The sequence below is a fragment of the Pseudomonas sp. S49 genome (assembly GCF_009866785.1).
In the GTDB taxonomy this organism is placed as follows: Bacteria; Pseudomonadota; Gammaproteobacteria; order Pseudomonadales; family Pseudomonadaceae; genus Aquipseudomonas.
Map to the genome: position 1 here is coordinate 2019112 of NZ_CP019432.1, position 22024 is coordinate 2041135.

Sequence of the window (22024 nt, forward strand, 5' to 3'; positions counted from 1 at the left end):
CGCGGCTGGCGGTTTCGCTCTTACAGCGACTCACTTTTCCAGGCGCCGAAAAGTAAGCAAAAGGCTGGGCCCCGGCGTTCGGCCCGCTCGCTGGGGCTCGGGGTTCCTTCGCTCCGGGATCGATCCGGGGGCATCGCTTCCGGTTTGCTTCGCTGCACCTCCTTTCGATGTGTTCGACTTCGTCGAACGGTCGCTACGCTCCCACCCCCGGATCAATCCCTCCACTCAGCCTGCCGAAGGGGCCGGCACGGCAAGATCAAGAGCGGTACTCGAGCTTGCGCTCATTGTGTTGAGTGGGGCGGCTTTGCCGCGTGGGTTGTTCGCAAATCAAAACTGTGGGAGCCAGCCCTGCTGGCGATGGCGGCCTGACAGCCGACCTGTTTCTGGCAGGCTGCACACGTTCCAAATGTGGGAGCGAGCCTGCTCGCGAAAGCGCCCCCACAGTCACCTCATCCCTATTTGCCTGCCCCCGCATTGGCATACAAATAATCCGTCGCCAACGAGGCCAATGTCCTCACGCCCACCACCAGCGCCGACTCATCCACAAAGAACCCGGGATTATGATTCGGCGCTGCCTTGCTCATGTCCTGATCCCTCGGTGTCACGCCGAGAAACACAAACAGCCCCGGCACTTCCTTGGCAAAGAACGAAAAATCTTCCGCGCCCCCCACCAGCGGTGCATTCACCACATCATCCTTGGCCGCCCACTTCAACGTCGGCAGCATCTTTTCCGTCAGCACCGGATTGTTGATGGTCGGGTCGTATTTTTCGATGATGGTGACGTCGGCTTTGGCGCCGCCGCTTTCGGCGATTTTTTCCACGGTCTGGCGTACGTCGGCATGCAGTTTCTGGCGGATGCCGTAGTCGTAGGAGCGGATCGTGCCGGTCATGTCGACCGTTTCGGGAATGATGTTGTAGCGCGTGCCGCCGTTGATGGTGCCGATGCTGACCACTGACGGATAAGAGGAGATATCGGTGCGGCGGCTGACCACGGTTTGCAGGCCGACGATGGTTTGTGCGCCGACGGTGATCGGGTCGATGCCGTCCCATGGGCGGCCGGCGTGGGTTTGTTTGCCGAGGATTTTGATGCGCAGGTCGTCGGAGCTGGCGAGGGTGGCGCCGGGGCGGTAGGCGATCTGGCCGGCGGGGACGCCGGCCCAGACGTGCAGGCCGAAAACGGCGTCGGGTTTCGGTGATTTCATCACGCCTTCCTCTACCATCATTTTCGCGCCCCAGGTGTTTTTGCCGTCGGGGATGAAGTCGCTCGGGCCTTCCTCGGCGGGCTGGAAATAGAACACCACGGTGCCGGGCAGGGTGTCGCGCATGCCCGTGAGAATTTTCGCCGTGCTCAGCAGGATCGCGGTGTGGGCGTCGTGGCCGCAGGCGTGCATGACGTCGACTTCTTTGTCCAGATAGATGCCTTTGGCTTTCGAGGCGAACGGCAGGTCGGCGACTTCCTTGACCGGCAGCGCGTCCATGTCGGCGCGCAGGGCCACGGTCGGGCCGGGCAGGGCGCCTTTGAGGACGGCGACCACGCCGGTACGGGCGACGCCGGTTTTCACTTCCAGGCCCATGGCCTTGAGTTGTTTGGCGACCAGTTCGGCGGTGCGTTTTTCAGTGTTGCCGAGTTCTGGATGAGCGTGGATGTCGCGGCGGGTTTCCAGCAGTTCCGGCTCGAGCTTTTGCGCTTGTTCGGCGATTTGCGTGCGGGTGCTTTCCAGCGTCGCGGCGCCAGCGTGGCTGGCGAACAGGGTGAATAGAACGGCTTGGGCAATGCGCGTCAGTTGCATCGGGTTCTCCTTGATTATTGTTGTCGGGCTTCCCTGCCTGTGACTGCAACCGCGCGCCTGAGTGCTATTCCTTCGGCTGACCGCCACCGGCAGTGATCACTTGCACGCTCATGCGCGGCGTTGCCAGATCGAGTCCGGCTTCGTCGAGATGGCGTTTGAGCGACAGGTTGAAGGCTCGGGACACTTCCCACTGTTTGATTGGCGCGGTCTTGAACCGCGCCCGCAGAATCGCGCTGCCGGATTCGAAACTTTCGACCCCCTGAATCTCCAGCGGCGACCAGATGTTGCGCCGCTGTAGCGGATCGGTACGCATCTTCTGCCCGACTTCACGCATCAGTTTGATCGCGTCGTCGATTTCCATGTTGTACGGCACCGCGACGCGGAAGATCGCGTAGCCGAATTCGCGGGAGTAGTTCTTGATGCTTTTGATTTCGCTGAACGGGATGGTGTGGACGATGCCATCGATGTCGCGCAGGCGCACGGTGCGGATGGTCAGGCCTTCGACGGTGCCGAGGTGGCCGCCGACGTCGACGTAGTCATCGATGGCCAGCGAGTCTTCGATGATGATGAACAGGCCGGTAATCAAGTCCGCGACCAGCGACTGTGCACCGAAACCGATGGCCAGACCGATCACACCGGCACCGGCCAGCAGTGGCGTGACGTTCATGCCCATGTTCGCCAGCGCGACGATCAGCGCAATGATGAAGATCGCTACGAACAGCACGTTGCGGATCAGCGGCATCATCGTTTGCGCACGGGCATTGGCCAGGCCTTTGCGCGAGCGGGTGAGGGCGTGGTGTACAGCGGTGTCGGCGAGGATCCAGATCAGCCAGGAGAAAATCAGTGTGCCGATCAGGCTGAACAGTTTGACGCTGACGTCATGCCCTTCGCCCTCGGCGAAACCGATCAGCGACTGGCCCCACACGCGCAGGCCGAGTTCGATAAAGACCAGCCACACCAGCAGATGCGCGAGGGTGTAGAAGAAGCTTTTCAGCCGCTCCGAATACAGCGCGTGACGTTTCGGCCCGCGTTGCGGTTTCAGTGAGTGGCGGCGCACGAGGCCGTTGATCACCATGCACAACACCAGCAACACGGTGCAGATCAGTGACTGGCGCAGTGCGGTGCTGGTGTCGCCGGCGGAAACGAACGTGGCAAACAGCGAGATGCCGACCAGCACCAGCGCCGGCACGTACCAGAAGGTGCCGAGGATTTCGATGGTGTCGCTGAGGGCGCGGCGGGTCAGGCGTCGTGACAGCGGCTGGTTGCGGATCAAGTGCGCGATCGGTCGACGGAAACGCAGAATGAACAGGCCGGTCGACAGTGCTGCGAGGACATTGGCGATGGTCGCGGCGGTGTGGGCCAGATGCACGCCGAGGCTTTCGATCAGGCGTGGATCGTTCAGCGCTTCGCCGAACGCGGCGAAGCTGCCGATCAGCCACAGCGGACGGAACGCCTGATGACGCAGGATATACAGCGCACGATGGCGGTGCGGGCCGTCCAGCAGCGAAAACGCGATCACGCAGATCGCCGAGAAGCAGGTGCCGACCACCAGCGCATAGGCCAGCACCATCGCCAGGCTTTTGCCCAGCGACGACGGCAGGGCGTAGCTCATGTAGACGGTCATCACCAACGCGATCAGCCACGGCCCGAGCTTGCGCAAAGCGAAGCGCAGCATGTCGAGGGCCTTGGGGTGTTGCGGCAATTCTTCGGTGAGGCCGAAGCGCATGCGCACCCGGTGACCGAGCCAGATCAGCGCAGCGGCGAGCAGACTCCACACCATCAGAATCATGGCAAAACCGAAGATGATCGGCAGCCATTCGTTGGCCGGCAGCATCATCGCGCTCAGTTCGTCCTTGGCCTGGTCGAACTCGTTGCCCCAGCGGTTGAGCGGGCTGTCGGCGCCGGTGAATTGTTTTTCGAAGTTAGCGAGGGTGCCGCCGATCAAGCCCAGAACGCCTTCTTCGGGGCTGGCCTGAGCCTTTTTGGTGGCGTCGCGCAGCTTCTTCAGGTCAGTCAGCAGCTGTGCGCGTTGCTTGTCGTTTTCCAGCGACTTGATGACTTCGTCGAGGGATTGACCCAGCGGTTCCTGCGCTTCGGGCTGTGCCTTGTTGGTGTTGAGCAGACCGGGCAAGCCGACCGCGTGGGCGGGCGCCAGCGGCAACAGCGTCATCAGGCAGACGAGGAACAGACTGGGCAAAGCAAAAAGACGAGCGAACACTAGGCGGTCAACCTCGCAAGGGGCGGATTCGCTGGAGTGTACGAGGCCCACTAAAGCAATGCGAGCCGGGCGCGGATTTTATTCGTTGAGTTTGGCGAGGATCTTGTACACCACGGTGGCGAGGATCGTCAGCATGCCGACCCACATGGCAAACACCCCGGCGTTCTTGTCGCGGAAGTTGAAGCCGATGGCCAGCAGGATCATTCCGCTCAGAATCGGAACGAGCATGGCGTGGAACGAAGACATCGAGATCATGGAGACTGCCTTGTCGAAATGAATGATGTAAGTCTAGGTCGGTTTTGGCGGAGCGGTTCTGATGTGTATCAGAATTGAGCCGGTTTCAGGATGAAATTTGTAGGGTCTGAACTGGCGCTTTCGCGAGCAGGCTCGCTCCCACAGTTTGGAATGCATTCCAGGGTGGGAGCCAGTCTGCTGGCGAAGTTTTACGGCAACTCGCGGCAGGCGTAGAACGCGCTGAGCACTTTAACCAGGTGCGCCAGATCGTGGCTGCCGCACAGTTCGCGGATCGAGTGCATGGCGAAGGTCGGCAGGCCGATATCGACGGTGCGCACGCCCAGGTGGCTGGCGGTGATCGGGCCGATGGTCGAGCCACAGCCCATGTCGCTGCGCACCACGAAGCTTTGCACCGGGACTTCTTCGGCCATGCACAGATGACGGAAGAAGCCGGCGGTTTCGCTGTTGGTCGCATAGCGCTGGTTGCTGTTGACCTTGATCACCGGGCCGGCGTTGAGTTTCGGGCCGTGGTTGGCGTCGTGCTTTTCGGCGTAGTTGGGGTGTACACCGTGGGCGTTGTCGGCCGAGACCAGCAGGGATTTCTGGATGGTGCGGACGAACTCGTCACCTTCCGGCAGCAGACGGCGCAGGGTCTGTTCGAGCATCGGGCCGTCGGCACCGCAGGCCGAGCAGGAACCGACTTCTTCGTGGTCGTTGCACACCAGCACGCAGGTTTCGTCGGTTTCGGCGGTGAGCAAGGCTTGCAGGCCGGCGTAGCACGACAACAGGTTATCGAGGCGCGCGCCGGCGATGAAGTCGCCATTGAGGCCAATCACTGCAGCACTTTGCGTGTCGTAGAAACTCAGCTCGTAATCGAGCACGACGTCGGCGTTCAAGCCATGTTCGCGGGCCAGTTGATCGGTGAGCACGGCACGGAAGTCGACGCGTTCGTCACCGGCAAATTGCGCGAGGATTGGCGGCAGTTCGGTCTGCGCGTTGATCGCCCAGCCTTGATTGGCTTCACGGTTGAGGTGAATGGCCAGGTTCGGAATGATGGCGATCGGCGCTTTGAAGTCGATCAACTGGCTTTCGACTTTGCCGTCGCGGCGGAAGGTCACGCGGCCGGCCAGCGACAGGTCGCGGTCGAACCACGGTGCCAGCAGCGCGCCGCCGTAGACTTCAACGCCGAGTTGCCAGAAGCCCTGACGCTGCAGTTCCGGTTGCGGCTTGACCCGCAGGCACGGGCTGTCGGTGTGTGCGCCAACCAGGCGGATGCCGCCGTGCAGGGGGGAGGTGCGGCCCATTTTGATCGCGACGATCGAAGAGTCGTTACGGGTGACGTAGTAGCGGCCGTTAGGCTCGGTGGTCCATGGCTCACGCTCGTCGAGGCGCACGAAACCGGCGGCCTCCAGACGCTGAACCAGACTGGCGGTGGCGTGGAACGGGGTAGGGGAGGCCTTGAGAAAGTCGATCAGGCCTTGGTTCAACTCTTCGCGCATAAGAAACTCCAGACAGCAATGGGCGGGAGTTTAACGCATCGGCCGGGGAATTGAATCTGCACCCGAACCCTTGTGGGAGCGAGCCTGCTCGCGAAAGCGATTGATCAGTCAACATCAATGCTGAATGTGAAACCGCTTTCGCGAGCAGGCTCGCTCCCACAGGGGGCAGTGTGGTCTGTCAGAACGGCGCGGGACACTCGAAGCGCAGGCGTTCGCCGGTTTGCGGATGGGTGAAACTGAGCATGCTCGCGTGCAGGCACAAACGTGGCCATGCCGCCAGTGCCTGCTCATGGGCGTAGAGCCCGTCACCAAGCAGCGGATGCCCGATCGACAGCATGTGCACGCGCAATTGATGCGAACGACCAGTGATCGGCGTCAGCTCTACACGACACCAGTCGCCGCAGCGCTCCAGCACACGCCAGAAGGTCAGCGCATGCTTGCCGAATTCATGGTCGACCACATGACGCGGCTTGGTCGGTGGGTCGTAACGCAGCGGCAAGTCGATGCTGCCACTGTCGAGTTCCGGCTGACCCCAGGCCAACGCGGTGTAGGCCTTTTCGGTTTCGCGGTCGTGAAACTGGCGCGACAGTTCGCGATGAGTGTCGGCGTCACGCGCGAGCAAAATGATGCCGGAGGTTTCCCAGTCCAGGCGATGGACGATGCGCGCTTCCGGGTAGCCGTTTTCCTGCAAACGGGTAATCAGGCAGTCCTTGTTGTCGTCAGCGCGACCGGGCACCGAAAGCAGCAAGGTGGGTTTGTCGACCACCAGTACAGCGGCGTCCTGATGAATGATGCGGATGTTGGACAGCGGCATTAAAACAGCCTCGTAACAAATGCCAACGGCGGTTCAGGGCCATTCCACTGAAGGAATGGCCCTGAACCGCCGTCGTACCTGCCAAATCGACTCAGCGATCGGGCAGGGTGATGTTGAGTTCCAGAATCGAGCAACTGCCCTGGCTTTCCAGTGCAACATGTACGTCGTCGTTGCCGATGTTGACGTACTTGCGGATCACGTCGACCAGTTCCTTCTGCAAGGCTGGCAAGTAATCCGGCGTGCTGCGCTGGCCGCGCTCATGCGCCACGATGATCTGTAGACGCTCTTTCGCTACCGAGGCGGTACTTGGCTTTTTGTTGGCACGAAAGAAGTCAAAAAGGTTCATTACCTACCTCCAAACAGGCGCTCGAAGAATCCCTTCTTCTCGACATCGAGGAAACGGTGGGCTTTTTCTTTGCCCAGCAAACGGTCGACGGTATCGCTGTACGCCTGACCGGCATCGCTCTGGTCGTCGAGAATCACCGGAACGCCCTGGTTGGATGCCTTGAGCACCGCCTGGGATTCCGGGATCACGCCGAGCAGCGTTACCGAGAGGATTTCCTTGACGTCTTCAACGCCGAGCATTTCGCCCTTTTCAACACGCTCCGGGTGGTAGCGGGTGATCAGCAGGTGTTCCTTGATCGGATCTTCGCCACGTTCGGCGCGGCGCGATTTGCTCGCCAGCAGGCCGAGCATGCGGTCCGAATCTCGTACCGAAGACACTTCCGGGTTGGTCACGACGATCGCTTCGTCAGCGAAGTACATGGCCAGGTGCGCACCTTTTTCGATGCCCGCCGGGGAGTCGCAGACGACGAACTCGAATTGTTCCTTGAGCTCCATCAGGACTTTTTCCACGCCTTCGACGGTCAGCGCGTCTTTGTCGCGGGTCTGACTGGCGGCCAGTACGTAGAGGTTTTCCAGGCGCTTGTCTTTGATCAGCGCTTGTTGCAGGTTGGCTTCGCCGTTGACCACGTTGACGAAGTCATACACCACGCGGCGCTCGCAACCCATGATCAGGTCAAGGTTACGCAAGCCCACGTCGAAGTCGACGATCACTGTTTTGTGGCCGCGCAGTGCGAGGCCGGTACCGATAGCGGCGCTGGTGGTGGTCTTACCCACACCACCCTTGCCGGATGTAACCACGAGAATCTTGGCCAAGGTGTTTCACCCCTAAGGAAGAAGGACTTTTTAGCCCCTGAAAAACATCTCTTGAAAACTACTGCAGTCGGACAGCCTTGGCTGGAATTCGGCGTTGAGCCTTTTTCCTACTTCGTTTGAGCCGTTTTCGCTACGTTTTAGAGATGCTTGGAAAATGCGGCAGTATCCGTTAAAGCCGAATGATGTTCAACACGTCGCCCGACAGGCTGACCTGTACGCCCGAGCCCCACATCGGGTCGCGGCGCAAATCTTCGGAAACCTTGTAATGACCGGCGATGGAGATCAGTTCAGCGCTCAATTGCTGACAGAAAATCCGTGCCTTGGTGTCACCCTTCACGCCGGCCAGCGCCCGACCGCGCATCGGGCCGTATACATGGATGTTGCCATCGGCAAGAAGTTCCGCCCCCGGGCTGACCGAGGACACCACGACCAGATCGCCACCCTGGGCATATATCTGTTGGCCACCACGTACTGGCGTGGTGATGACGCGGGTCGGTTTGACCGTTGGCTCCGGCGGTTTTTCCGGCTTCTTTTTGACTTCGGCTTCGGGAGTTTCCAGCGGCCGTTCGCGGGCGCCCGACGGCGGCAGCACCGGAATGTCGATGGCGATGGCGGCGGCGATGTCTTCGATGCGGCTGGCGCGAATCGCCAGGGTGCGCAGGCCATGTTGGCGGCAGACGCGCATCAGGCCCGGCAGATCGACGGCGCCTTCGCTCGGCGGCAGTTTGTCCAGCGCCAGAACCAGCGGCGCGTTGCTGAAGAAGTTCGGCGCTTGGGCGACTTTGGCGGCCAATTGCCGATCGAGGCTTTCGAGGTCGTTACGGGCCAGTTCCAGCACAGTAATGGCCAGCATGCTGCCCTTGAGCTGGAATACGGGATCTTGGTCTAACGGTTCGGTTTGGCTCATGTCGGCATACAACGGCTTGTCACTAAAAGTGCCGAGACTTATAACGAGAACGCCCGCGAGCCGCAAGCCGGGTCGAACGATGTAGAATGCGCGGCCACTGTATTTACGGAAGCTTTAATGGATCGCCCGCGTTTTCGAAAAGCATTTTTATCGCCACGCTTCTGGCCGCTCTGGTGCGGTCTGGGGCTTTTGTGGCTGATCGTGCAGCTGCCTTATCCGGCGTTGCTGACCATCGGTCGAGTTTTGGGCGCCTTGATGTATCGCGTGGCTGGCGACCGGCGGCGCATCGCCAAGCGCAATCTTGAGCTGTGCTTCCCGGAAAAATCCGCTGCCGAGCGCAAACGTCTGCTCAAGGAAAACTTCGCCTCCACCGGAATCGCCTTTTTTGAAATGGCCATGAGCTGGTGGTGGTCGCGTGAGCGCCTGGCCAAGCTGGCCCATGTCGAAGGCCTGGAGCATTTGCAAAAGGCCCAGCGCGAAGGCAAAGGCGTGATCCTGATGGCCGCGCATTTCACCACGCTGGAAATCGGTGCAGCGCTGCTCGGCCAGCAGCACACCATCGACGGCATGTACCGCGAGCACAAGAATCCGTTGTTTGACTATGTTCAGCGTCAGGGCCGTGAGCGGCACAACCTCGATTCGCTGGCGGTGGAGCGTGACGACGTGCGCGGCATGCTCAAGTTGCTGCGTTCCGGTCGGGCGATCTGGTACGCACCGGATCAGGACTATGGCGCCAAGCAGAGCATCTTCGTGCCGCTGTTCGGCATTCAGGCGGCGACCGTGACGGCGACCACCAAGTTCGCGCGTCTCGGCAAAGCGCTGGTGGTGCCGTTCACGCAGGAGCGTCTGGCCGACGGCAGCGGTTATCGGTTGGTGATTCATCCGCCGCTGGAAGATTTCCCCGGCGAAACCGAAGAAGCCGACTGCATTCGCATCAATCGGTGGGTCGAGAGCGCTTTACGTGCCTGCCCTGAGCAATACCTGTGGGCGCATCGACGCTTCAAGAGCCGTCCACCGGGCGAGCCGAAGTTGTACGCCAAACGCGGTTGATTGACCCATCCCTATAAGCACCATGGAGCGTTGCGATGAGCCCAGCTGAACCGGTCACAGGTTTGATTCTTTCCGGCGGCGGGGCTCGGGCGGCGTATCAGGTGGGCGTGTTGGCGGCGATTGCCGAATTGCTGCCGTTGGGTGCGGACAATCCGTTTCCGGTGATCGTCGGCACCTCGGCCGGGGCGATCAACGCCGTCAGCCTCGCCAGTGGCGCAACCGATTTTCGCGCTGCGATCGAGCGTCTCACCTTGTTCTGGCAAGGCTTTCGCAGCCATCGCGTGCTACGCAGTGACTGGCCCGGTGTTATTCGTCAGGCCAGCCGCTTTGTCAGCCACAGCTTGTTGGGGATGGGGCGGCAACTACCGGTGGCGTTGCTCAACAGTTCACCGCTGCGCAAACTGCTCAATGAAAAACTGCACATGCCTGGCATCGCCGAATCCATCGCGCGCAAGCAATTGCATGCGGTGGCGGTGACCGCGTTCGGCTATGAGTCGGGGCAAGCGGTGACGTTCTATCAGGGCGGCGGCACGATCGATTCATGGCTGCGCCATCGGCGCATTGGTGTGCCGACGCAACTGTCGGTGGATCACTTGCTGGCCAGCTCGGCGATTCCGTTGTTGTTCGCGCCGGTGAAAATTGGCGATGAATACTTTGGCGATGGCGCGGTGCGGCAATCGGCACCGATCAGCCCGGCGCTGCACTTGGGCGCGAGCCGGGTGCTGGTGGTCGGTGTCAGCGGCAACCCGCGCGGGTTTGATCCGCAGCAGCCGCTGGAGCGCACTTACACGGGGCAACAGCCGACGCTGGCGCAGATTGGCGGACACATGCTCAACAGCACGTTCATCGACAGCCTCGAGAGCGATATCGAGTTGCTCCAGCGTCTCAACCAGTTCAGCCACTTGATGCCCGCCGGCACGCCGACCCGCGAGTTGGGCGTGGCACCGGTGGAGGTGTTGGTGATTTCGCCGAGTCAGCCGATCGATGAGATCGCGGCGCGGCATCGCCAGGAGTTGCCGGCGGCGTTGCGTTTGTTTTTGCGTGGGCCGGGGGCGACCAAGACCAGTGGGGCAGGGGTGTTGAGTTATCTGCTGTTCGAGGCGGGGTATTGCAGCGAGTTGATTGATCTGGGGCGCAGGGATGCGTTGGCCAAGCGTGAGGAGCTGTGCCGGTTTTTGGGCATATCCGAAGCGGTGGTCCCGGCCTGAAATCTGCGGGGAGGCCTTCGCGAGCAGGCTCGCTCCCACATTGGAACTCGGTCGAATGTGGGAGCGAGCCTGCTCGCGAAGCTCTTGAAATCAGAAGTGGAACTTCACCAGGAAGCTCGTGGTGCTCTGATTGGTCTTGAACGCACCGGTGTCGTCGATGCCGTACTTGTCTTTCCAGTAGTCGTATTCAACACCGACATACAACTGCTTCTCGCCAAAACTCAACGCCTTGCCCAAGTCGTATTTGACCTGTGGGTTGAAGTGCAGGTTGGCGTGGTAATCGCCTTTGGAGTTGGAGTCGTTGTCGGTGACCCAGTCCATGAAGCCGTCGATCAGGATGTCCGACTTGCCGACCGGGATGGTGTAGGACCAGACCGGGGTGATCTGCCAGACGTTGTCACCGGCGCGAGCACCCTGGGTGTGACGCTGGTAGAAGTTCAGCTGGAAGTAGTCGAAGCCCGGAATCGCCAGGTCGAAGCCTGGACCGATCAGGTACGACTCGGTGTCGCCTTCGCCGAACTCGTAAGTCATCGCCACCAGGACGTCTTTGATCGGGCCGAACTCGATTTTCTGGTCGAGCACTTTGCCCAGCGAGATGCGCGGGCTGAACTCACCGTAGTAGGTGTTTGGACCGTTGCTAAAGTCCTTGCCACCGTTGTAGAAGATCTTGTCGAAGAAGAAGAAGTTGTCCCCATAAGTCCACGCATCGGCGTGCTCGAAGGTAACGGTTTGCTGGATGCGCGGGTTGACCTGGAAGTCCTTGCCATACAGGTAGGTCAGGCTGTTGTTCTGCCACTGCAGCAGGCCCTCGGCCATGGCCTGGCCGCCGGCCAACATCGATCCCGCGAGCATCAGGCTGGTGCACATACGTTTCATTCGGTTGCTCCCAAAGTAGGTGTTCCACGTTTATTTTTTTAAGATCGGCGCTCTGGTGTGGCGCCTTTTTTCGTTGCTGCAAAAGTCATCCGATCGGTCAGCTTCGTTGCTGTTAGCAAGAGCCGAGCCAAGGCTTTCGAAAAGCAAAAAAACACCCGCTCGGCTGCTGAAAAACAGTCGATTGAGTGTGTTTTCGGGATGCCTCGGTACTGACCGGGGCCGGGATAAGTTGGCTTTTCGGTCAGGAATTAAATCCGGGCTTTTTTTTAGACCGAATTCAAGAGGCCGCGGAGAATACTGACTCAACGGCCAGGCCTCAAGTGCCCCGCAACAGAGCACCGACGACAGGTATGGGGCACGGTTGCGGGCCATCTTAAAAGTGCACCTTGACCAGCAGGCTGGCGGTGTTCTGATTGGTGTCGAAGTTGTGCGTGTTTTCAACGCCGTATTTATTTTTCCAATAACTGTATTCGGTGCCGACATACAGTTGCTTGTGGCTCCAGCCGAGGGCTTTGCCCAAGTCATATTTGATCTGCGGATTGATGTGCAGGTTGGCGTGGTAGGTGCCGCGCGAGTTCTCATCGTTGTCGACCACCCAATCGAGGTAGCCGTCGATCAGCACATCGGAGTTACCCAGGGGAAAGCTGTAGGACCAGCCGGGGGTGATCTGCCAGACGCCGTCGCCGGGGCGCGGGCCTTCGGTCTGGCGGCGGAAAATGTTCAGGGTGACGTAGTTGAAACCGGGCACCTTGAGGTCGAAGCCGGGGCCGATCAGATAGGCCTCGCTGTCGCCTTCGCCGTACTCGTAAGTCATCGCCAGCAAGACGTCTTTGATCGGGCCGAACTCGAGTTTCTGGTTGAAGATCTTGCCGAAGGAGAAGCGCGGGGTGAATTCACCGTAGAACGCGTGCGGGCCTTTGTTCGCGTCTTCTTTGCCGTTGTAGAAGATCTTGTCGACGAACAGGAAGTTGTCGCCGTACTTCCACTTGTCGGCGTGCTCGAAGGTCAGCGTCTGCTGAATCGACGGGTTGATCGCGAAGTTCTTGCCGTACAGATAGCTGAGGCTGTTGGTCTGCCACAGCAGCAAATCGCCGGCCATGGCCTGACTCGCGGCCAGCAGGCCGCCACTCAACAGAACGTTGGTTTGCGTGCGAATCATCTGTTGCTCCCTCTTGTTTTTATTGTTTGAGGCGCAGAGCTGTTGCGCGCCCTTGTAGGAGTGAGCCTGCTCGCGAAGAGGGCGTGTCAGTCGCCATCACTGTTGAATGACATACCGCTTTCGCGAGCAGGCTCGCTCCCACAGGGTTTTGTGGTGACTCCGTCAGTGCTGGTGGGCGTGGCAGTCGTTGATCGCTGCGCGCTCTTTGCCGCCGAGAATGTTGAACAGCAGGTTCAGCGTCAGCGCGCTGAGGGTCGCCATGGCGATGCCGCTGTGAGTGATCGGGCTCATCCACAGTGGCAGATGCGCGAAGAACTCCGGACGCACTACCGGGATCAGGCCCATGCCGATGCTCACCGCGACCAGCAACTGGTTGCGACGGTCACCGATGTCGGCTTCCTGGAGAATCTTGATGCCGGTGGCCGCGACCATGCCGAACATCGCGATTGCTGCGCCGCCGAGTACCGCCGGTGGAATCGACGCCACCAGAAACGCTGCTTTCGGCAGCAGGCTCAGGACGATCAGCAAGCCACCGGCAACGATGGTCACCGAACGGCAGCGCACGCCGGTCATCTGCACCAGACCGATGTTCTGCGCGAACGAGGAATGGGTGAAGGTGTTGAAGAAACCGGCGACAAACGAGGCGCCGGCATCACACAGCAAGCCGCGACGCAGCATGCGTGGGCAGACTTCCTGGCCGGTGATTTTGCCCAGGGCGAGGAACATGCCGGTGGACTCGACAAAGATGATCACCACCACCAGACACATCGACAGGATCGGCGCGAGTTCGAATTTCGGCATGCCGAAATGCAGCGGAGTGACGAACTGAACCCATGGCGCGTTGGCCATGCCGCTCAGATCCACCATGCCGATCGCGCCGCACAGGATGTAGCCGAAGCACATGCCGATCAGTACGGAAATGTTGACCCAGAATCCGCGCATGAAGCGGTGGACCAGCAGAATGGTACCCAACACCAGTGCGGCGATGGCCAGATAAATCGGTGAGCCGAATTGCGCTGCGGCGGCGCCGCCACCGGCCCAGTTCACGGCCACGGGGAACAGCGACAAACCGATCGAGGTGATGACCGTGCCGGTCACCAGCGGCGGAAAGAAGCGCACGACTTTGGACATGAACGGCGCGATGAGCATGCCGAAGAAACCGGCGGCAATCGTCGCACCGAAGATGCCTTGCAGACCGATACCGGGCATGCCGGCCATGGCGACCATGCTGCCGACAGCTGCAAAACTGGCGCCCATCATCACCGGCATGCGAATGCCCATCGGGCCGATGCCCATGGACTGCACGATGGTGGCGATACCGGCGACCAGCAGGTCGGCGTTGATCAGGAAGGCAATTTCTTCACGACTCAGGCCAGCGGCCTGTCCAATGATCAGCGGCACCGCGATGGCACCACCGTACATCAGCAGAACATGTTGCAAACCGACCAGGATCAGTTGCAAAAGGGGCAATCGCTGAATGGCGGGTGCGTCGGGGATGCGCGCTTTGGACAGCTCGGACATGCAACACCTCGGATCTTTTTATTCTTGTGATTAACAGCTGCCGGGTTGCTCGCAGCTGTTTCTTTGCATCAGGCAGACCGCATTGCGGCCATTCGCGAGCAGGCTCGCTCCCACAGGGATTGAAGGTGTCCTTGTGGGAGCGAGCCTGCTCGCGAAGCTTTGTTGCTTAGTTGGTCTGTGCTCCCTGGGCAATCCATGCACCGATCAGGTCACGTTCCTGCTGGGTCATCTGCGTGATGTTGCCCAGTGGCATGATCTGCGTGGTGATGGCTTGCGCCTGGATGCGCGCCGCGTTCTGACGGATCTGCTCAGGGGTGTCGAGCATCACACCCGCTGGAGCTGCGCTGAACAATGGGCTGGTTGGTTTGGCCGAGTGGCAAACCGCGCAACGTTCTTGAATCACGGTGTGGACTTTGTCAAAGCCAGGACCTGCGTTGGAGGCTTGTGCGGGTGCAGCAGGTTCAGCAGGGGCTGCCGGTGCTGCTTCAGCCGGTTTCGCGCCACCGCCCAGTGCCGTTTCCGGCAGCGGTTGGTACTCGATTTTCGCTGGTGCCTTGGCCACTTCCGGCGCGGTCGACATCGGCATCGGGCCGGTGACGTACGCCAGACTGATCATGCCCACCGCTGCCACAGGCAAGGTCCAGGCAAACTTGTGGCTGTCGTGACGGGTGTTGAAGTAATGACGCACCAACACCGCCAACACGGCGATCCCGGCCAGGATCAACCAGTTGTACTGGCTGCCATACGTGCTCGGGAAGTGGTTGCTGATCATGATGAACAGCACCGGCAGGGTGAAGTAGTTGTTGTGACGTGAACGCAGCAAGCCTTTGGCTGGCAGCGCCGGATCCGGCGTGCGGTTCTCGGCAATCGCCGCCACCAGTGCGCGTTGCGCCGGCATGATGATGCGGAACACGTTACCGACCATGATGGTGCCGATGATCGCGCCAACGTGCAGGTACGCACCACGACCGCTGAACACTTTGCTGAAGCCATACGCCGCGCCGATGATCAGCACGAACAGAATGAAGCCCAGCAGAGCAGGGCGTTTGCCCAAGGCCGAGTCGCACAGGAAGGAGTAGATGAACCAGCCGAGGAACAGCGAGCCGATACCGATGGCCACGCCTTCAGGGCCGCTCAGTGTGCTGCCCGGAGCCAGCAGGTAGAGCGTTGGGTTGGAGTAGAACACCACGCACAGCAGCGCGATACCCGACATCCAGGTGAAGTAGGCTTCCCATTTGAACCAGTGCAGGTTCTCCGGCATCGACGGTGGGGCCAGTTTGTATTTTTCGAGGTGATAGATACCGCCACCGTGGATCGCCCACAGGTCACCGGCCAGACCGGTTTTCGGGTTGACGCGGTTGAGGTTGTTCTCCAGCCAGACGAAGTAGAACGACGCGCCGATCCAGGCCACGCCAGTAATCATGTGAACCCAGCGCACGCTCAGGTTCAGCCATTCCAACAGATGTGCTTCCACAGTCTTTACCTCTCGCCTGTCACTCTTGTTGTCGAGTGATCAGACCTTCTCTTATTGGTGGGGGGCGAGGATCAAACGCTCATCCTCTTTGAAAAAATGCTCATCGCAGTTATTGCCTGTGCCACTGCGATCAACCACCAGGAAGTCATCCCGCTTTTCGATCGTCAGCACCGGATGGTGCCAAACGCCGCGATGGTAATTGATGCCCTGCCTGCCGTTGGTGACGAAGGCGCGGACCAAGCCTGATACAGGTTCATCGCCAATTGGCGCGACCACGATCAGAAAGGGGTTGCCGAGCAGCGGTATGAAAGCCTGGCTGCCCAGCGGATGGCGTTCCAGCATGCAAACGGTCAGCGGCATGTCCTGCGCGTCGGCGCGGAAAATGCTGATGATCGCGTTGTCCTCAGGCTGAGCGGTTTCGACCGTCGCCAGTTTATGGAAGCGCATGGTCGAACCGTTGTTGATCATGAAGTGATCGCTGCCGTCGGTTTCGATCACGTCACCGAAAGGGGCGAAGGCTTCTTTGGTCAGCGGTTCAATCGTTAGTGTGCGCATGCTGTTCTTCTTATCCGAATTCTGTGTTGACTGTTCTGACGCCTTCGCGAGCAGGCTCGCTCCCACCTTTGGAATGCAATCCCTTGTGGGAGCGAGCTTGCTCGCGAATGGGTTCAACCTTATTTAGCGACCTTGCCGAGAACGCGCAGGCGACTCACACCACCATCCGGGAACACGTTCAGGCGGATGTGGGTGATCGGGCCCAGCGCTTTGATCTGCTCGACGAAGGTGTGCTCGGCGTGCATTTCCAGCTTCTGGCTTGGCAGCAGTTCACGCCAGAACAGCGACTGGGTTTCGATCTGGCTGTCAGTACCGCCCTTGACGAACGCGCCCTGGATCGAGCAAGTGTCCGGGTAGTTGCCTTTGAAGTGCAGGGTGTCGACGACGATCTTCTCGATCTCGCCCGGGTGACCCAGTGCGACGATCACCCAGTCATTGCCCGGCGTGCGGCGACGTGCGGTTTCCCAGCCGTCGCCCATGTTGATGCCACGGCCCGGGTTGAGGATGTTGCTCATGCGGCCGAAGTGTTCGTCGGAGCAGGCGAGGGCGCGGCCACCATTGAGGGCTGCTGCCAGATCGACTTGCTCGTTGTCGCCAACCGCCGACCAGTCGCGGAACGGAATGCCGTACACGCGCAGACGGGCGACACCGCCGTCCGGGTAGATGTTGAAGCGCAGGTGGCTGAACGCTTGGTCGTTGCTGATTTCGTGGTAGTGGTGGCTGTTGCCCTGCAGCTCGACGGCCGACAGCACTTCCGTCCACTGGGTGTTTTCATCAGGCTCGCCCGACGCCAGGAAGCACGCCTCGAGAGAGGCCGATGGCGGGAAGTTGCCGGTGAAGAATGAAGTGTCGATGTCCACGCCTTTGATCGAGCCCGGTACGCCCAGACGGATCACTGCGCTGTCGAAGCCTTCGAAGCGCTTGCGGCGCGATTCCCAGCCGTCCATCCACTTGCCGTTGTCATCGAACACGCCCTCCTTCCATACGGCCGGGGTCGGTTGGAACAGACGATTGGCGTCTGCGAACCAGTCATCGGTGACCGAGATGATTTTGGTGCCCAGACGGGCATCGGCCAGGTTGACGAATTTTTCGAAAGGTACGGCGTAAGCTTTCATTCTTCTTGTCTGCCTTTAAATAAGTGGCTGGGGATGCTTGCAAGACCCTGGGTGCTCTCCGCGTCTGATGCACTCGGGTCAGGCTTCGCTAAAGAGTCAGTAAACGGAACAGGGCGATCTTGTTGATCTCCGCCAGCGCGCATTTGAACTCGGTGTCTTGCGAGTTGTGAATACGCGTTTCGAACGCCGCGAGGATCTGATGCCGGTTGCTGCCTTTTACCGCCATGATGAAGGGAAACTTGAACTTGGCTTTGTAGGCGTCGTTCAGCTCGGTGAAGCGCTGGAACTCTTCGGCCGTGCATTGGTGAATACCGGCGCCAGCTTGTTCATTGGTGCTGGCTTCGGTCAGTTGGCCCTGGACGGCAGCTTTGCCGGCCAGGTCCGGGTGAGCGTTGATCAGGGCCAGCTGACTGGCGTGATCGGCGCTCAACAGGATGTCGCTCATGCGCTGGTGCAGGGTTTCGATCTCGTCGATCGACGCGTCCGCGCCCAGGTCGTAGGCCTTCTCGGCTACCCATGGCGAATGTTCGTAGATGTCGGCGAAAGCGTTGACGAAAGCGTCGCGGCTCAGGCTCGACGGTTGCAGGGTTTGAAAGCGGCTCATTGGGCGGCCCCTTGGTACGGCTGGGTTTCGTGCCAGTGACGCGCGATATCGACGCGGCGGCTGAACCACACCTGTTCATGACTTTTGGCGTATTCGATAAAGCGTTTGAGCGAAGCGATGCGACCCGGACGGCCGATCAGGCGGCAGTGCAGACCGATCGAGAGCATTTTCGGTGCTTCAGCGCCTTCGGCGTAGAGCACGTCGAACGCATCTTTGAGGTATTCGAAGAAATCGTCACCCTTGTTGAAACCCTGCACTTGGGTGAAGCGCATGTCGTTGGTGTCGAGGGTGTACGGGATCACCAGATGCGGTTTGCCGGTCGGGTTGTTCGGTTCCCAGTAGGGCAGGTCGTCGTCGTAGGTATCGCAGTCGTAGAGGAAACCACCTTCTTCCATGACCAGACGACGGGTGTTCGGCCCGGTGCGGCCGGTGTACCAGCCCAGTGGGCGCTCACCGGTGATCTCGGTGAGGATGCGGATCGCTTCGAGCATGTGCTCGCGTTCCTGCGCTTCGTCCATGTACTGGTAGTCGATCCAGCGGTAGCCGTGGCTGCAGATCTCGTGGCCGGCATCGACCATTGCGCGGATCACGTCCGGGTGGCGCTGGGCGGCCATGGCGACGGCGAAGATGGTCAACGGAATGTCGAATTCCTTGAACAGTTTCAGAATCCGCCAGACGCCGGCACGGCTGCCATACTCGTAAAGCGATTCCATGCTCATGTTGCGCGCGCCTTGCAGCGGCTGAGCGGCAACCATTTCAGACAGGAAGGCTTCGGATTCTTTGTCGCCGTGCAGAATGTTGCGCTCGCCGCCTTCTTCGTAATTGAGTACGAACGACAGAGCGATGCGGGCATTGCCCGGCCAGTGTGGGTGAGGAGGGTTACTGCCGTAACCGATCAGGTCGCGTGGGTAGTCAGCGCTCACTGCAGTCTTCCTTCTTGTTCGTTGACAGATGTATGTGGCGGCCTGGCAGGCTGGCGTCACAGCGATGGGCTGATTGTATACAACTTTATTCGCAATTTGTAAGCCTGAATTTTCGCATTTTTCACCGACTGTCATCTTTTACTGCTATTGGCGTGAGCCTGCAAGAAACCTGCCTGACCAGTCAGCTAATGGATAGGAGGTTCAATGAATAGGCGTATCGCTGGCTCATCGGCAGGAAACCCCCGAATGGCGGGGGTGATGAGAAAAATGTCGTTTTTATTGTGTACAATTTTTTTGAAAAGTGTCTTAATCAATCGCTCGCCGCAGCGTTTCGTGCTCCGAATCGGTGCGGTCTCCTTTTTATCTGACTTCGGGAGGCGCGAGGTCTGACTGCTCCACGCAGGCAGGCGCGCAGAACCAATGGGACGTTTGACAACACACGTTTTGGACGCTGCACACGGTTGCCCGGGCAGTTCGATCAAGGTCGAGCTGTACCGCGTTGAAGGTTCGCACCTGGAATTGGTCGCCAGCGCGGTCACCAACAGCGATGGCCGGGTCGATGCGCCGCTGCTGCAAGGCGACGATTATCGCACCGGCGTTTATCAGGTTCAGTTCCACGCGGGCGATTACTACCGCGCCCGTGGCGTTCAGTTGCCGGAACCGGCATTTCTGGACGTGGTTGTGCTGCGCTTCGGCATTTCTGCCGAACAGGATCACTACCATGTGCCATTGCTGATTTCGCCGTACAGCTATTCCACGTACCGGGGCAGCTGACCCCCAAGCAGCTGCCCCACCGGGAAGCGACTGCGCATATAGCTTCTTTGGTCTTTCGCCCGCTCACACTGCGGGCTTTTTTTCGTCTGCGCACTTGCCTGTCAATGAATGGCAGGCCAAGAGATGGCTGAGATTTTCAGCTCAAGTGAATTTCGCCAGTTTGCGTTGCGTCGAGAAAAAGTCAGCGAAGCCTGGTGATGACAAGACTGTTTCCCTTGGCGGAATGCGGATCGTTGGTACCCACTAAATAAATGATCTTGTCCGCAGCGAGATGATCTTGCAGGGTTATTTTGTCGTGGAGTGCGATTTTATTGACCAGTGCCTTTTTCTTCAGCCAGACAGTCGGGTCCTCGGCAAACATGCTGTCGCCCCTGAATTTGTTGGTGAGCAGGATGAACACCGTATCGATACCCTGTCGCTGGATCAGCAGTGCATCCTGCGCTTTATTGCGAAAGCTATAAGACACCCGGTAGCCATTTCCGCGAAGGACAACGTTGAACAAATCGCGTATGGAGTGACCCTCTGTCAGATAGTGCGTTTCGAAAAACGTGTGTGCCTTGAAGTCGATTCGCTGCAACCCTTCAGCGGAAGGCAGAGGCATATGGACGTAATCGTTCGCGTCGACCGCAAGGGGGGAAAGGAGCATCAACGGATCGCTCAAGTCCTGGCGCAGGGTTCTTTGATCGCTTACCGACGTTGGGCGATTCTCCCAGTACTTGATCGTGTCGAATAAATCATTGATACCCGGACCAGTCAGTTCTTCCGAGTGACTGGCCCGATTGAAAATCTCCCGCGCCACCTTGTTCGCGGAGTGATTTGAAAGATAAGCAAAGTGGTCGCTGACGTACTGCGTCAGGCTTTTACGAAATGGCAGGCCATCGACGATTCGCCATGAGTCTGCAGCGTGGCCGGTTCTCGAATCCGCCAGCTTCACCACGCCTTGGGGTTGTAACTGTGGAGTAGTGAGGAGCATGTTTTCGAAAGCATCGAAACGTGTGGCAGAAAACTGTGGATGTTTGATAAACGCCAGCGCGTCAACAGCGTGCGTGGGTTGATCAAGTATGGAAAAGTGCCTGCCGGCGATTTCGATGGAGTCGCCTGCAATGGGTTTTGTGGCGCTCCCCCAGGTTTGCCAGTCGCCAGGATTGTTTACAGGAATCGATGGGTCGAGCAGGTCGCTGTCTCCGGGCAAGCGCGCACGTTTGCTCGGGCCTGGGCTGGCCTCTTCCGGCGGCTGGAGGGTTCGCGAGGTGCCCGGTTGTGGATCCGGTTGCGCACTTGCGGTCTGCAACTGGAGGCGCCAGAGAAATTGCCCGGGAATCTGTTCGACAGTTAAATCGGGCACGTTCGTAGTCGTCGCAGAGGTGAGTTTGTATTCGCCTCGTTCATTCCTGCGAACCATGATGGTTCCGTCTGCAATATCGACGTAGGTTTTCCCCCGTGGCCCTTTTCTGATGCCATTCGGGGATTCATGTGCGGCCGGAAGCAATGTCGCCAGATACGGGTCGACGAAGAGAATCGTTGATGGCAGCTCGGCAGCCACTCCAGGCACTGGCAGACGTCCCGTCGCGGATCGGGCGACATACCACGGTGCTTCAAGGCGCCAGCGTGGCTGGCCGTCGATTTTTCTCAGAATAGGCGGCGTTACCCCCGGTGCCGCGGGCCACGGGATCTGGTAGATACCGTCGCTGTTGAGTTCTGCCCGGTAATATCCGCCTTCTTCCAGCTGTGCGTAAATCTGCCCTTCTGGTGTTACATGCAGCCCGTCAACGGATTCGTGCGCCCGTAACAGGTGAGCCTGCAATCCTGGCAGGGAAATCTCTGCCAGCCGGGCGTTGGCTTCGGTAATCAGCGGATCGGTAATGTAGCTCACCACCACATGGGGCTCGGCTACGACGTCGCGGCCTGATGCAGTGGCAATCAACGGGTCGGGCACTCGATTGGGGTCAGGAGATAAAGTGGCAGGATGTCCGTTGTTGCTTGCACGGTCCGTGACGACATCGACATCGACATCGACATCGACTTCGATCACGGGCCTGGTGGTTGTGGATGTGTCGGGCGACACAGGGCGAACGGTGATTTTGCTCGTTTTAATCATGGCAATTGCTCTAAACGGTCCTTCGTCATATCGCCGACTGGCTCGAT

The 22024-nt window shown here is 59.5% G+C and carries 20 protein-coding genes; 3 read left to right on the forward strand and 17 right to left on the reverse strand.

What is annotated here, in order from left to right; translation table 11 throughout:
* Positions 1 to 455 precede the first annotated feature (455 nt).
* The 8 genes from PspS49_RS08925 to minC form a co-directional block, all read right to left on the reverse strand.
* Complete coding sequence (locus PspS49_RS08925; protein ID WP_160038875.1) at positions 456 to 1790, reverse strand: amidohydrolase; 1335 nt, start codon at positions 1788 to 1790, stop codon at positions 456 to 458.
* Between the two features lie 64 nt (positions 1791 to 1854).
* Positions 1855 to 4008 (reverse strand): mechanosensitive ion channel domain-containing protein, encoded by a 2154-nt coding sequence (locus PspS49_RS08930; protein ID WP_160038877.1) that lies wholly within the window; start codon positions 4006 to 4008, stop codon positions 1855 to 1857.
* A 78-nt stretch (positions 4009 to 4086) separates the two neighbouring features.
* Positions 4087 to 4263: a hypothetical protein gene (locus tag PspS49_RS29655; protein WP_174245051.1), complete on the reverse strand. Its 177-nt coding sequence runs from the start codon at positions 4261 to 4263 to the stop codon at positions 4087 to 4089.
* Positions 4264 to 4451: 188 nt separating this feature from the next.
* On the reverse strand, positions 4452 to 5741 hold the full coding sequence (locus tag PspS49_RS08935; protein ID WP_007919200.1) for a M18 family aminopeptidase: 1290 nt from the start codon (positions 5739 to 5741) through the stop codon (positions 4452 to 4454).
* 178 nt (positions 5742 to 5919) lie between these two features.
* Complete coding sequence (locus tag PspS49_RS08940; protein WP_007960625.1) at positions 5920 to 6555, reverse strand: RluA family pseudouridine synthase; 636 nt, start codon at positions 6553 to 6555, stop codon at positions 5920 to 5922.
* Between the two features lie 91 nt (positions 6556 to 6646).
* Positions 6647 to 6901 (reverse strand): cell division topological specificity factor MinE, encoded by a 255-nt coding sequence (minE, locus tag PspS49_RS08945; protein WP_003223146.1) that lies wholly within the window; start codon positions 6899 to 6901, stop codon positions 6647 to 6649.
* A complete protein-coding gene (gene minD / locus PspS49_RS08950; RefSeq protein WP_007913953.1) occupies positions 6901 to 7713 on the reverse strand; it encodes a septum site-determining protein MinD in 813 nt (270 codons plus the stop codon). Before minD ends, minE begins: the two co-directional genes overlap by 1 nt.
* Positions 7714 to 7882: 169 nt before the next feature.
* A complete protein-coding gene (gene minC / locus PspS49_RS08955; RefSeq protein WP_026000431.1) occupies positions 7883 to 8620 on the reverse strand; it encodes a septum site-determining protein MinC in 738 nt (245 codons plus the stop codon).
* Between the two features lie 117 nt (positions 8621 to 8737).
* On the opposite strand from minC, the gene PspS49_RS08960 reads away from it, so the two are divergent.
* Both PspS49_RS08960 and PspS49_RS08965 read left to right on the forward strand, forming a co-directional pair.
* Positions 8738 to 9670 (forward strand): lipid A biosynthesis lauroyl acyltransferase, encoded by a 933-nt coding sequence (locus tag PspS49_RS08960; protein ID WP_150775437.1) that lies wholly within the window; start codon positions 8738 to 8740, stop codon positions 9668 to 9670.
* A gap of 35 nt (positions 9671 to 9705) precedes the next feature.
* Positions 9706 to 10878, forward strand: coding sequence for a patatin-like phospholipase family protein (locus PspS49_RS08965; protein WP_127926398.1), 1173 nt, complete (start codon positions 9706 to 9708; stop codon positions 10876 to 10878).
* A 90-nt stretch (positions 10879 to 10968) separates the two neighbouring features.
* Here PspS49_RS08965 and PspS49_RS08970 read toward each other — a convergent pair whose 3' ends face one another.
* The 8 genes from PspS49_RS08970 to puuE form a co-directional block, all read right to left on the reverse strand.
* On the reverse strand, positions 10969 to 11754 hold the full coding sequence (locus PspS49_RS08970) for an outer membrane protein OmpK (protein ID WP_095119997.1): 786 nt from the start codon (positions 11752 to 11754) through the stop codon (positions 10969 to 10971).
* Positions 11755 to 12127: 373 nt separating this feature from the next.
* The gene (locus tag PspS49_RS08975; RefSeq protein ID WP_110721144.1) at positions 12128 to 12913 is read right to left on the reverse strand and encodes an outer membrane protein OmpK; all 786 of its coding nucleotides are present in this window, start codon (positions 12911 to 12913) and stop codon (positions 12128 to 12130) included.
* Between the two features lie 162 nt (positions 12914 to 13075).
* Positions 13076 to 14434: a nucleobase:cation symporter-2 family protein gene (locus tag PspS49_RS08980; RefSeq protein WP_007913967.1), complete on the reverse strand. Its 1359-nt coding sequence runs from the start codon at positions 14432 to 14434 to the stop codon at positions 13076 to 13078.
* Positions 14435 to 14600: 166 nt separating this feature from the next.
* Complete coding sequence (locus PspS49_RS08985; RefSeq protein ID WP_150751666.1) at positions 14601 to 15908, reverse strand: urate hydroxylase PuuD; 1308 nt, start codon at positions 15906 to 15908, stop codon at positions 14601 to 14603.
* 51 nt (positions 15909 to 15959) lie between these two features.
* Positions 15960 to 16463, reverse strand: coding sequence for an ureidoglycolate lyase (locus tag PspS49_RS08990; RefSeq protein ID WP_127926402.1), 504 nt, complete (start codon positions 16461 to 16463; stop codon positions 15960 to 15962).
* Positions 16464 to 16582: 119 nt separating this feature from the next.
* On the reverse strand, positions 16583 to 17578 hold the full coding sequence (alc, locus tag PspS49_RS08995) for an allantoicase (RefSeq protein ID WP_007913974.1): 996 nt from the start codon (positions 17576 to 17578) through the stop codon (positions 16583 to 16585).
* 88 nt (positions 17579 to 17666) lie between these two features.
* Positions 17667 to 18182: a 2-oxo-4-hydroxy-4-carboxy-5-ureidoimidazoline decarboxylase gene (gene uraD, locus PspS49_RS09000; protein ID WP_034151758.1), complete on the reverse strand. Its 516-nt coding sequence runs from the start codon at positions 18180 to 18182 to the stop codon at positions 17667 to 17669.
* Positions 18179 to 19105 (reverse strand): allantoinase PuuE, encoded by a 927-nt coding sequence (gene puuE, locus PspS49_RS09005; RefSeq protein WP_038366990.1) that lies wholly within the window; start codon positions 19103 to 19105, stop codon positions 18179 to 18181. The genes uraD and puuE overlap by 4 nt, the downstream gene beginning before the upstream one ends.
* Before the next feature lie 420 nt (positions 19106 to 19525).
* Here puuE and uraH point away from each other — a divergent pair, with 420 nt between their 5' ends.
* Complete coding sequence (gene uraH / locus PspS49_RS09010; protein ID WP_007913983.1) at positions 19526 to 19879, forward strand: hydroxyisourate hydrolase; 354 nt, start codon at positions 19526 to 19528, stop codon at positions 19877 to 19879.
* Positions 19880 to 20060: 181 nt separating this feature from the next.
* On the opposite strand, the gene PspS49_RS09015 is transcribed toward uraH, so the two are convergent.
* Positions 20061 to 21977, reverse strand: a complete 1917-nt coding sequence (locus PspS49_RS09015; protein WP_160038879.1) for a hypothetical protein — start codon at positions 21975 to 21977, stop codon at positions 20061 to 20063.
* Between the last annotated feature and the right edge of the window lie 47 nt (positions 21978 to 22024).

Excerpts from the sequence above, each read along its gene's own strand:
- PspS49_RS08925 (WP_160038875.1), bottom strand. The coding sequence starts at position 1,790 with ATGCAACTGACGCGCATTGCCCAAGCCGTTCTATTCACCCTGTTCGCC.
- PspS49_RS29655 (WP_174245051.1), bottom strand. The coding sequence starts at position 4,263 with ATGATCTCGATGTCTTCGTTCCACGCCATGCTCGTTCCGATTCTGAGC.
- PspS49_RS08935 (WP_007919200.1), bottom strand. The coding sequence starts at position 5,741 with ATGCGCGAAGAGTTGAACCAAGGCCTGATCGACTTTCTCAAGGCCTCC.
- PspS49_RS08940 (WP_007960625.1), bottom strand. The coding sequence starts at position 6,555 with ATGCCGCTGTCCAACATCCGCATCATTCATCAGGACGCCGCTGTACTG.
- minE (WP_003223146.1), bottom strand. The coding sequence starts at position 6,901 with ATGAACCTTTTTGACTTCTTTCGTGCCAACAAAAAGCCAAGTACCGCC.
- minC (WP_026000431.1), bottom strand. The coding sequence starts at position 8,620 with ATGAGCCAAACCGAACCGTTAGACCAAGATCCCGTATTCCAGCTCAAG.
- PspS49_RS08960 (WP_150775437.1), top strand. The coding sequence starts at position 8,738 with ATGGATCGCCCGCGTTTTCGAAAAGCATTTTTATCGCCACGCTTCTGG.
- PspS49_RS08965 (WP_127926398.1), top strand. The coding sequence starts at position 9,706 with ATGAGCCCAGCTGAACCGGTCACAGGTTTGATTCTTTCCGGCGGCGGG.
- PspS49_RS08970 (WP_095119997.1), bottom strand. The coding sequence starts at position 11,754 with ATGAAACGTATGTGCACCAGCCTGATGCTCGCGGGATCGATGTTGGCC.
- PspS49_RS08975 (WP_110721144.1), bottom strand. The coding sequence starts at position 12,913 with ATGATTCGCACGCAAACCAACGTTCTGTTGAGTGGCGGCCTGCTGGCC.
- PspS49_RS08980 (WP_007913967.1), bottom strand. The coding sequence starts at position 14,434 with ATGTCCGAGCTGTCCAAAGCGCGCATCCCCGACGCACCCGCCATTCAG.
- PspS49_RS08990 (WP_127926402.1), bottom strand. The coding sequence starts at position 16,463 with ATGCGCACACTAACGATTGAACCGCTGACCAAAGAAGCCTTCGCCCCT.
- alc (WP_007913974.1), bottom strand. The coding sequence starts at position 17,578 with ATGAAAGCTTACGCCGTACCTTTCGAAAAATTCGTCAACCTGGCCGAT.
- uraD (WP_034151758.1), bottom strand. The coding sequence starts at position 18,182 with ATGAGCCGCTTTCAAACCCTGCAACCGTCGAGCCTGAGCCGCGACGCT.
- uraH (WP_007913983.1), top strand. The coding sequence starts at position 19,526 with ATGGGACGTTTGACAACACACGTTTTGGACGCTGCACACGGTTGCCCG.
- PspS49_RS09015 (WP_160038879.1), bottom strand. The coding sequence starts at position 21,977 with ATGATTAAAACGAGCAAAATCACCGTTCGCCCTGTGTCGCCCGACACA.